General features: G+C 65.1%; 12 protein-coding genes. 4 read left to right on the forward strand and 8 right to left on the reverse strand.

Translation table 11 applies throughout. The features are described from left to right. A partial coding sequence (locus EN738_RS35980; RefSeq protein ID WP_210214089.1) for a hypothetical protein occupies positions 1-292 on the forward strand: 292 nt, incomplete at its 5' end. Positions 293-347: 55 nt separating this feature from the next. Then, the gene (locus EN738_RS25710; protein WP_127286157.1) at positions 348-536 is read left to right on the forward strand and encodes a DUF1059 domain-containing protein; all 189 of its coding nucleotides are present in this window, start codon (positions 348-350) and stop codon (positions 534-536) included. 89 nt (positions 537-625) lie between these two features. Here the strand turns inward: EN738_RS25710 and EN738_RS25715 are convergent, their stop codons facing one another. Then, positions 626-2,149 (reverse strand): winged helix-turn-helix domain-containing protein, encoded by a 1,524-nt coding sequence (locus tag EN738_RS25715; RefSeq protein ID WP_189605972.1) that lies wholly within the window; start codon positions 2,147-2,149, stop codon positions 626-628. Between the two features lie 147 nt (positions 2,150-2,296). Between EN738_RS25715 and EN738_RS25720 the strand changes: the two genes are divergently transcribed. Next, positions 2,297-2,515 carry a hypothetical protein gene (locus tag EN738_RS25720; RefSeq protein WP_127286159.1) on the forward strand — a complete coding sequence of 73 codons (219 nt, stop codon included), beginning with the start codon at positions 2,297-2,299 and terminating at the stop codon, positions 2,513-2,515. A 12-nt stretch (positions 2,516-2,527) separates the two neighbouring features. On the opposite strand, the gene EN738_RS25725 is transcribed toward EN738_RS25720, so the two are convergent. From EN738_RS25725 to EN738_RS25735, 3 genes are all read right to left on the reverse strand, one after another. After that, positions 2,528-3,757, reverse strand: a complete 1,230-nt coding sequence (locus EN738_RS25725; protein WP_281034329.1) for an NAD(P)-binding domain-containing protein — start codon at positions 3,755-3,757, stop codon at positions 2,528-2,530. Between the two features lie 56 nt (positions 3,758-3,813). After that, on the reverse strand, positions 3,814-4,371 hold the full coding sequence (locus tag EN738_RS25730) for an OsmC family protein (RefSeq protein WP_127286161.1): 558 nt from the start codon (positions 4,369-4,371) through the stop codon (positions 3,814-3,816). 251 nt (positions 4,372-4,622) lie between these two features. Beyond that, entirely contained in the window at positions 4,623-5,273 is a 651-nt protein-coding gene (locus EN738_RS25735) for a TetR/AcrR family transcriptional regulator (RefSeq protein ID WP_127286162.1), read from the reverse strand. A gap of 81 nt (positions 5,274-5,354) precedes the next feature. Between EN738_RS25735 and EN738_RS25740 the strand changes: the two genes are divergently transcribed. Next, the gene (locus tag EN738_RS25740) at positions 5,355-6,248 is read left to right on the forward strand and encodes a crotonase/enoyl-CoA hydratase family protein (protein WP_127286163.1); all 894 of its coding nucleotides are present in this window, start codon (positions 5,355-5,357) and stop codon (positions 6,246-6,248) included. On the opposite strand, the gene EN738_RS25745 is transcribed toward EN738_RS25740, so the two are convergent. The 4 genes from EN738_RS25745 to EN738_RS25760 all read right to left on the reverse strand — a co-directional run. Beyond that, positions 6,209-6,523: a cupredoxin family copper-binding protein gene (locus EN738_RS25745; protein ID WP_127286164.1), complete on the reverse strand. Its 315-nt coding sequence runs from the start codon at positions 6,521-6,523 to the stop codon at positions 6,209-6,211. The two genes, EN738_RS25740 and EN738_RS25745, sit on opposite strands and share 40 nt — an antisense overlap. After that, a complete protein-coding gene (locus EN738_RS25750) occupies positions 6,520-7,044 on the reverse strand; it encodes a DUF4142 domain-containing protein (protein ID WP_127286165.1) in 525 nt (174 codons plus the stop codon). The genes EN738_RS25745 and EN738_RS25750 overlap by 4 nt, the downstream gene beginning before the upstream one ends. A gap of 86 nt (positions 7,045-7,130) precedes the next feature. Next, positions 7,131-7,808 carry an RNA polymerase sigma factor gene (locus EN738_RS25755; RefSeq protein ID WP_127286166.1) on the reverse strand — a complete coding sequence of 226 codons (678 nt, stop codon included), beginning with the start codon at positions 7,806-7,808 and terminating at the stop codon, positions 7,131-7,133. Between the two features lie 87 nt (positions 7,809-7,895). Further along, the coding region (locus EN738_RS25760) for a CBS domain-containing protein (protein WP_127286167.1) at positions 7,896-8,503 on the reverse strand (608 nt) is incomplete at its 5' end.

An 8,503-nucleotide genomic window follows, 5' to 3' on the forward strand; every position in this document is an offset into this window, starting at 1 on the left:
ACTGCAGGGTCGCGGAATTCGGCGTTGTCGCGGCAACCAACCGCCCTTCGCCCTTCGCGAGATCGTGCGGGTTCCAAAGCCGGGCGGGCGCCTGGCGCTGGTGTTCAGATCGGACGAGGACAAAAACTGCCTTGCGTTTCCAGCCGACGTGTACCGCTTCCCGGCATTGGCAGAAGTGACGGCCACGCTCGTGGGCGCTGGCTTCACTTTGGATCCCACGGGTGAGCGCGGCGGCCGAGGGCCGATGCTGCTCCTAGCGCCAAAACTGCTGCGGCCTGGAAAGGTATATTGACAAAACTCGCGTCCACTCGCTTTCTTAAAGTGTTCTCTAATATACGGAGGCAGCGATGCCGTACACGTATCGGTGCAGGGACTATCCGGGGATGGAAGCGTGCCCGGCGAGCTTTACGGCAGAGAGCGCGTCAGAGGTAATGAAGCACGTCGAACTACACGCTGAAGTCGCCCACGATGAAGACCCGAAACAGTGGTCGCAAGGTGACCGGGAGCAAGTCCAAAACCTGATTGTCGCCAGCTAGGTTGACGGGATTTTGAGCAGAGCAAAGCCGACGGCGCGACAGGATCGCTGGCTCTATTCAAGCACACGGTTGCGGCGCTCGGTTACTGACTAGGGCGTGTATGCGGCCCGCTCGGGCAGGCCGGCCTTGCGGAGATTCTTGCGAAAATGCTCAAAGTACGCGGCATCACCATAGGGCGCGAGCTTCGGATCGGTCCATTTTTCCAGCGTGGCGCCGGCATCGAGTTCGACAGCGCGTTTCACCGATTTCTGGGCCTGCTGCTGGTTCCCGGCGGCAGCGAAGCTGGCGGCCTGATAGATGCGCATGATGGCGCTATCCAGCGAGCGCAGGCTGGCGAAGGTGGCGATGGCTTTGTCGTATTGGCGGGCGTCGAAATAGATCTGGCCCAGTTGGGAAGTGTACCATTCATAGTGAAATGGATTGAGGCGCATGGCCTTTCGCGCGTGCTCGATGCCCTCTTTCGCCCTGCCCGCATAGCTCAGGCAAAGAGCGTAGTCGGTGGTCACGTCGGCGTCGTTGGGATTGCATTCGAGGGCCTTCCGGAAGGCCTCAAGTGCCACGCCATGATTCAAAGTATACAAATGATAGTTGGCGAAAGCCCAATAGGACCAGGAATCCCCGTCGTCGCAGGCAATCGCCTTCACGGCCCATCGGCGGGCCAGTTCCATTGAAGCGTCATGGTCGTCGGCCCAGCCGCAACAGGCGTCGACCGTGTGACTCATTGCCATTTTGCTATAGGCCTTAGCAAGTCTCGGATCACATTCGATTGCCCTGGTCAGATGCTCCCTGGCAAGGCTCTCTCCTTCCTTGCTGAAACGACAGGCATCAATGGCGCGCTGGAGATGGTCCAGGGCGACGAAACTCTTGAGCCCGGCGGACTTGCTTCGGTCACGCCAGGCCTTTCCGAGCCTGCCGCCATAGCCAGACGCAAGCGTGCCGATGATCGTCCCCGTGATTTCGTCCTGGACCGAGAAGATATCCGTCAGTTGCCGGTCATAGGTCTCGGTCCAAAGCTGCCGGCTCTCGGCTCCGTCGACAAGTTGGACCGAGACGCGGATGCGGCCCCCAGCCTTCTGAACACTTCCCTCCAGAACATAGCGAACCGAAAGTTCACGCGCGGCCTCAGCCGATGTCACAGGCCGGTTCCGGTAGGCTAGGGTCGAAAACCTGTCGATGACGAACAACTCGTGAAAGCGCCCGAGGCTGGCGACGATGTTGAGCGCCAATCCTTCGCAGAAAATATCCTGTTCAGGGTCGCCGCTCATGTTGTCGAAGGGAAGAACGGCAATGGACGGTCTGAGCGGCGCCGGAGCTTCCGCGGAGGCCTCGAGGGGCCTCGGGCCACCATATTTGTAGCCGCGCCCATGCACGGTAACGATCATCTCGGCAGGCAGCAGTTTTCGCAGCGCCGAAATGTGGACCTGCAGCGTGTTCTCCTCGACCACCATGCCGGGCCAGACTGCATCGAAGAGGTCGGTCTTGGCGACCACCTCGTCAGGCCTCTCCAGCAACGTGGCGAGGATGTCGAAGGATCGCGCAGAAAGTTCCAGCGGTCCTTCCGGCCCCAGCAGCAGCCGTTCGGCTCGTTTCAAACGATAGTTGCCAAACTCCAAGTCCATTGGCCCAGAACCCGTCCGTCGCGGGCAGGATAATGCAAGACCGCCCCGAAGGCGAACTTCAGGGCTGTTCAGGACTCTTCAGCTCCCGGCCAAGGACCTGAGTGGGAAGCAGTGTCATTCTCACCGTCACAGGAGGACACCATGGCCGAGATCTCCACAACCACCCCGATCACCATCCGCCGCCTCAGCCTGCCACGGCCGGACTTTCCGAGGCTCGCAATCGGCGCGTTGCTTGCCGCCATGTCCAATTTGGTGGGCGATGCACTCAACATGGCCTACGTGGCTCCCTACAGCAGTCGCGTGGGCCGGCCGCGGGCTGTGCCGGACAATGATCTCGAAGGTCGGGATCCCAATTGGTGACGAGTCCACGCCCTAGGGGATCGAACCTTGCCTCAGATACGCTGCCAGATGGTCGCTGAGATCGCGCGCGTCATCGCCGGCACCGTCGATCAGCGCGGACTTGCGGCGGCGCAGGAACTGCATTCCCATCAGGTAGAGGCCCGGTTGGTCGGCCACCCCGCCGTCGTGACGGACGTGGCCCCAGCGGTCGAGGACAGGCAGCTCCAGCCAGGAGTAGTCCGGCCGGTAGCCGGAGGCCCAGATGATCGTCCTGATCGCGCCGCCGGCGAGATCCAGGCCGAGTGGCGGGTTGTCCTCGACACGGGTCGGCGGCGGGCGCTCCGGCGGCCCGACCGTCGCGTCCAGGCCGTTGTCGCGCGCCCATTCGTCGATAAGGTCGAGCAGCCGGGCCATCTTGAGATCGGAAAGCGCGCACATGTTGCGCAGCGACCCGGCAAACTGCGCCTTGCCGTCCTCGGTGATGCCGGCGAGACGGCCGACCAGCCTGACGCCGCGGTCGAGCAGCGCATTGAGGTCGAGGGTGGTGCGGTCGGGCGTGCCGGCAAGCTGCAGCGAAGGCACACGCCGCGCCCGCCTGATGTCGTCGACCTCGTCGTAGCGCTCGTCGAGCACGCCGGCGGCGTCCATCCACCATTCCAGGTCCCTGCCGCGATAGATGCGGGGCGCCCTTATGTGCTCGCCCACCGACAGCGTCACCTGACGCCCCGAACGCTGCAACTCCTGTGCGATCTGGGTGCCGCTCGACGACGCGCCCACCACCATCACACCGCCGTCGGCGACCTGGCCCGGATTGCGGTAGGACTGCGCCGTCAGCATGGCGACCGACGGCGGCACGCGGGCGGCGAAATCGGGCAGGCGCGCGATGTTGCAGGCGCCCGACGCCAGCACCACGGTCCGGCACCGCCACTCGCCGCGGTCCGTGCGCACCAGGTATCCCGTACCGTCGCCGCGCACCGAGGTAACTGTCGTATGGGTTTCGACCGGCGCCGAGATCGCCCTGGCATAGCTGCCGAGGAAGTCGATCACCTCGGGCAGCGTCCGGTAGCCGTCCGGGTCGTCGCCGTCATAGCGAAAGCCGGGCAGCCGGCTCTGCCAGTTGGGCGTGAGCAGCCGCAGCGAATCCCACCGCTCGGTGCGCCAGCTATTGGCGATCTCGCCGCGCTCCAGCAGCACATGGTCGATGGAGCGCTCCGCGAGGCAGCGGCTCATCGCGAGCCCCGCGTGCCCTGCGCCGACGATCACTGTGGTGACGGAACTAATCGCGCCCTCTCAGCAAAAGCTACGGCTCGAACCGCCCTTCAGTTCACAACGACCGTGACGTTCGTCGGATTGGTGACGATGTCATAGACGGCCGACCGCTTCTGCGACTGGGCGACGAGCGCCTCGATGTCCTCGCGCTTGGCGTCGGCGTCGATGGCGTACTTCACCGTGATGCCGCTGAAGCCGTTGCGGACGTCGCTGTCGATGCCGAGTATGCCGGCGAGATCCATGTCGCCTTCGATGGTCGCCTTCACCGACTTCAACTGGATGTTGCGGTTCTGGGCAACCGCGGCGATGCCGGCGGTCAGGCAACTGGCCAGCCCGACCAGCACGTATTCGACAGGCGTGGCGCCCTGATCCAGGGAAGCGAAGACCTCCGGATGGTCGGCGTCGAATGCGAAGGTGGTCTTGCGATGCTGGTCCTGTCCGAGACCGTAAAAACTCTCGACCGTCGAGTGGCTGTGGGTGCCATCCTTCCATTCGCATGCCGCGCGCCACTTGAACTGCGCGGCCTCCGGGGCGTTGGTAAGCGCTTCTTTTGCGGCGAGCAGCGCCTCTACGTTGACGCCATTGTCGGCCTGTACTGCGGAAGCCATGATTATCCTCCCTACCTTGCACTGGCTGAAAAACCCGACCGTTTCACTGACCTCCTGATCAGCTTTGGCCGTGGGGCGGGCATGGTATGGGCAGCCAGGCGTTTCGACAAGTTGTTTCCGGCGCGGGCATGGTCGCCCTTCGGAGCCAGAAATAGCTATTTCGATCAGGCCGTCCCGGCCCGCGCTGGTCTCGCGCCCGCTTGCCGCCGGCTCACTGGTGGCGCCATTCGAAAAGCGCGTGCCGACCGGCCTCAGCCTTTCGATCCTGGCGCCCGACCGATCACCCGCCCACGCCGCCGCGATGATCGACTGGCTGCTGGCGGAGCCGGCTCTGTCATCCTCACCTTGACCAGCGTCGCCGCGGCGTGGCCGGCGGCACCGATGTAGTCGGGATCGTGGTGGATCAGCATGCTGGAGAAGGCGCCGTCCATCAAAAGCACGATCTCGCGCGCCAGCATGCCGGGCTCGCTGACGTTGTGGCTTGAAAGCTCTGCGGCCAGCCATTGTTCGAAATTGGTCTTGTGGCGCGACCCGGCCTTGACCGCCGGGTGTCCGGGCATGGCGGCGAGCTCGGCGGCGGTGCGCAGATAGCCGCAGCCTTTCCACTTCGGGTGCCGCGCCACGCGCGCCAGATTGGTGAAGATCGCCGCGACTTTTTTGTCGACGCCGCCCTCGGCGGCGTCGAACCAGCCGCCCATCTGCTTGATGTTGGGTTGGTCGCGGCCGTCGAGATAGGCGGCGATCAGATCGTCCTTGCTCCTGAAATGATAGTAGAGCGTGCGCTTGGTCAGCCCCGCCTTTTCGGCCACCGCGTCGACGCTGACCCGAGCGACGCCTTCGGCATAGAACAGCTTCGTCGCCGCATCGACGATGCGTTTGCGGGTGGGGCTGGGCTCGCTCATGTCGGCAAGTATACCGACTAGTGAATATACACACAACGCAAAAGCTGATCCTTTCCGGCAGTTCCATGACGGAGAGAAAAAATGGCCGAGCTTGTGCTTTGCGAAAACCACGACCGCGTCGCGGTGCTGACGCTCAATCGCCCCGAGAAACTCAACGCCTTGAATTACGCCCTGATCGATCGCCTGCTCGAAATGCTCGACATGATCGAGACCGACGATGCGGTTCGCGCCGTCATCCTGACCGGAGCAGGCGAGCGCGCCTTCTCCGCCGGCGCCGACATCCACGAATTTTCGGTTAGCGTCGCCACCGGCGCGGATGTGGCGCTGCGCGACTTCGTCATGCGCGGCCAGCGGCTGACGGCGCGGCTCGAAGCCTTCCGCAAGCCGGTCATCGCCGCCGTCAATGGAATTGCCTTCGGCGGCGGCTGCGAGATCGCCGAGGCGGTGCCGCTGGCCATCGCCAGCGACCGCGCGCTGTTCGCCAAGCCCGAGATCAACCTCGCCATGCCGCCGACCTTCGGCGGCACGCAGCGCCTGCCGCGGCTGGCCGGCCGCAAGCGGGCGCTGGAGTTGCTTCTGACGGGCGAGTCCTTTTCGGCGGAGCGCGCCGTCGAGCTCGGCCTCGTCAACAGGATCGTGCCGCACGCCGAGCTGATGCCTGCGGCCCGGGATCTCGCCCGGCGCATCCTCAGCCATTCGGCGACCGCGGTGGCCGGCATTCTTACCGCGGTGGCGCGCGGCATCAACCTCGGCATCGCCGAGGGTCTGCTGGTCGAGGCGGAGCAGTTCGCCCGGCTGGTCCCGACCGCCGATCTGCGCGAGGGCCTCGACGCCTGGAGGGAGCGCCGCAAACCCGCCTTTGGCGGTTCATGGATGCACATCACCCGGCCAAGCGAGGCAAGGCGCGCCTCGATGGCAATGGACCGCGCGGCGGCTCAGGGCGAAACGGCTACCCGGCCCCGCATGTTGGGATGAAAGCGGCAGAAATAGTCGACCGCGCCGGCTTCCTTGAGGGTCGTCTTTCCCGTCGATTTCGGCGGGATAATCACCTCCCAGCCGCCTTTCACCGTGGCCGTGTGGGCGAACGCATCCTTGTTCACCCACTCGATCGTGTCGCCGACCCTGGCCGTAACGCTTGCCGGCGAGAAGACGAGCTTGTCGATGGTCACCGTGATCGTCTCCGCCGGCGCCGGGCTGGCGGTGAGCGCCAGCGCCAGCGCCGCTAATGCCGGCCGTGTCAGCGCCGTCATTTCAGGCTGCCGGCGACATGCTCGGCATGCTGCTGATGCCCCTGGAAGATCTTCAGCCCGGTCTCCAGCAGGCTCTTCAACTCGGCATTGCTCGCCGACGGGATGAGCAGGGTCTCCAGCGCCCCGTTGACCTGCTTGTGGTAGGCCACCTCATTCTCGACATAGGCCTTGTCGAAGGCCGCGCCGTCGAGCTTGGCGAGCTTGCCGCGTTCTTCTGCCGCCGCCTTGGCAAGCGCCTGGCTCGTGGCGTTGTCCTCCGGCGTGACATTGAGCTTCTTGACCAGGTCGAGCGCCTGCTTGTTCACCGTCTCATGGTCGCGCACCATGTCGTTGGCGAAATCCACGACCTCCTTGGTCTTGGACTTCTCGATCGCCAGCTTCGCCGCCTCGATGTCGATCGTGCCCGCCGTGTAGGCGATGTGGGCGATCTGCGGATCGGTCGGCTTGTCGGCGGCCTGCGCCAGCGGCGCGGCGCCGAGCATGAGCAGGGCGGCGAGGGCAACGGTCGGTCGGGTAAACATGGCATCTCCTTCGCCCGGTGGTGCCGGGCTCGCGTTCTTCGGTTAACGCTGATTGGATGCGGGAAGGCCCGAAACGTTCCCGGCAATCAGCCTTCGATCCCCAGTCTTTTCATCACCGCCTCGGTCAGCCGCTCGCAGCGGCGGCCGGCGAAGGGGAAGGCGTCGAGCAGCACCGGGCCGATCTCGTCATCCAGCGCCTTGCGCACCAGGGCGCGCGCGCGGTGCAGCCGCGTCTTGACGGTCTCGGGCTTGACGCCGAGCAGGTCGGCGGTCTCGTCCATGCTGAAGCCCTCTATGACGCGGGCGATGAACACGCTGCGGTAGACATCGGGCAGGCTGTCGGTCGCCCGTTCGACAAGTGCGAGGATCTGCCGCTGCGCCATCGTCCGCTCCGGATCGTCGCTCGCGTTGAGGGGAAACCGGATGATCTGCGCATCCGGATTCTCAGGCATCGCGACGGTGCGCTTTCGTTTCCGCAGCCGGCCGAGCGCCTCGTTGATGACGATGCGCGACAGCCAGGTCGAGAGCAAGGCATCGCCGCGAAAGGCGGCGAGGCTGGCGAAGGCGCGGACATAGGCCTCCTGGACGATGTCCTCGGCCTCGGCGTCGTTGCGTACCACGCCGCGCGCGATGCGGTAGAGCCGCTGGTTGTGCGTCTTGATGATCAGGCGGAAGGCGTCTGCCTCACGCGCCAGCGCACGGCGCACAAGCGCCATGTCGCCGGATGCTGTTTCGGGCGCCGCGACAGCGGCAAGCTTCCTCATCACGCCCCGATCTCCTTGCACAGACGCTCCATCGGGACATTGGACGCGTTGGCCGCAAAAAGGTTCCCGGATTTCGGTGCTGCTATTTTAAGCCGCCGCCAGGCCCTTGTCTGCCGTCTGCACGCGCGCGGCTGCGGCCAAAAGGTCGGTCTGCGTGATCAGGCCGAGGATGCGCCGCTCGCCATCGACGATCACCGCCGCATGGCTGCGCCCGTCGGTCAGCACCGGCAGCAGGCTCATCGCCGGCGTGTCGGGCGAGGCGGTGCCGGCCTTCGACATCACGCCCTTCACCGTGTCGGTGGCTTTCGTCAGCTCGCGCAGGCCGACGGCGCCGACCAGCCTCGCTTCGGCGTCGATCACCGGCAAGGTGCGGATGTTGTGGTCGAGAAGCTGCTGCCGCGCCGCCTCGGCGGAGGCATCTTCCGGCACCGAGATCACGTCGCGCGACATGATGTCTTCGCAAAGCAGCGTGCGATGCGTGCGCACCATCGCCTGCAGCTCGACTTGCCGCAGCAGCCGTTCGAGGTCGTCGCGCCCGATGTCGAAGGTCTCGTCGAGCGCGGTCAGCGCCGCGTCGATATCCTCCGGCCTGAAGCCGACGCGCCCGCGCGGCGCCGGATCGGCGGTGCCGTGGCTGTTGGCGGCGGGAGCGGCGACATGCGGATAGTTGCGCCGCGCCAGCCGGTGGAAGAGGA

Origin of the sequence: Mesorhizobium sp. M4B.F.Ca.ET.017.02.2.1 (genome assembly GCF_003998955.1) — a bacterium.
Lineage (GTDB): Bacteria > Pseudomonadota > Alphaproteobacteria > Rhizobiales > Rhizobiaceae > Mesorhizobium > Mesorhizobium abyssinicae.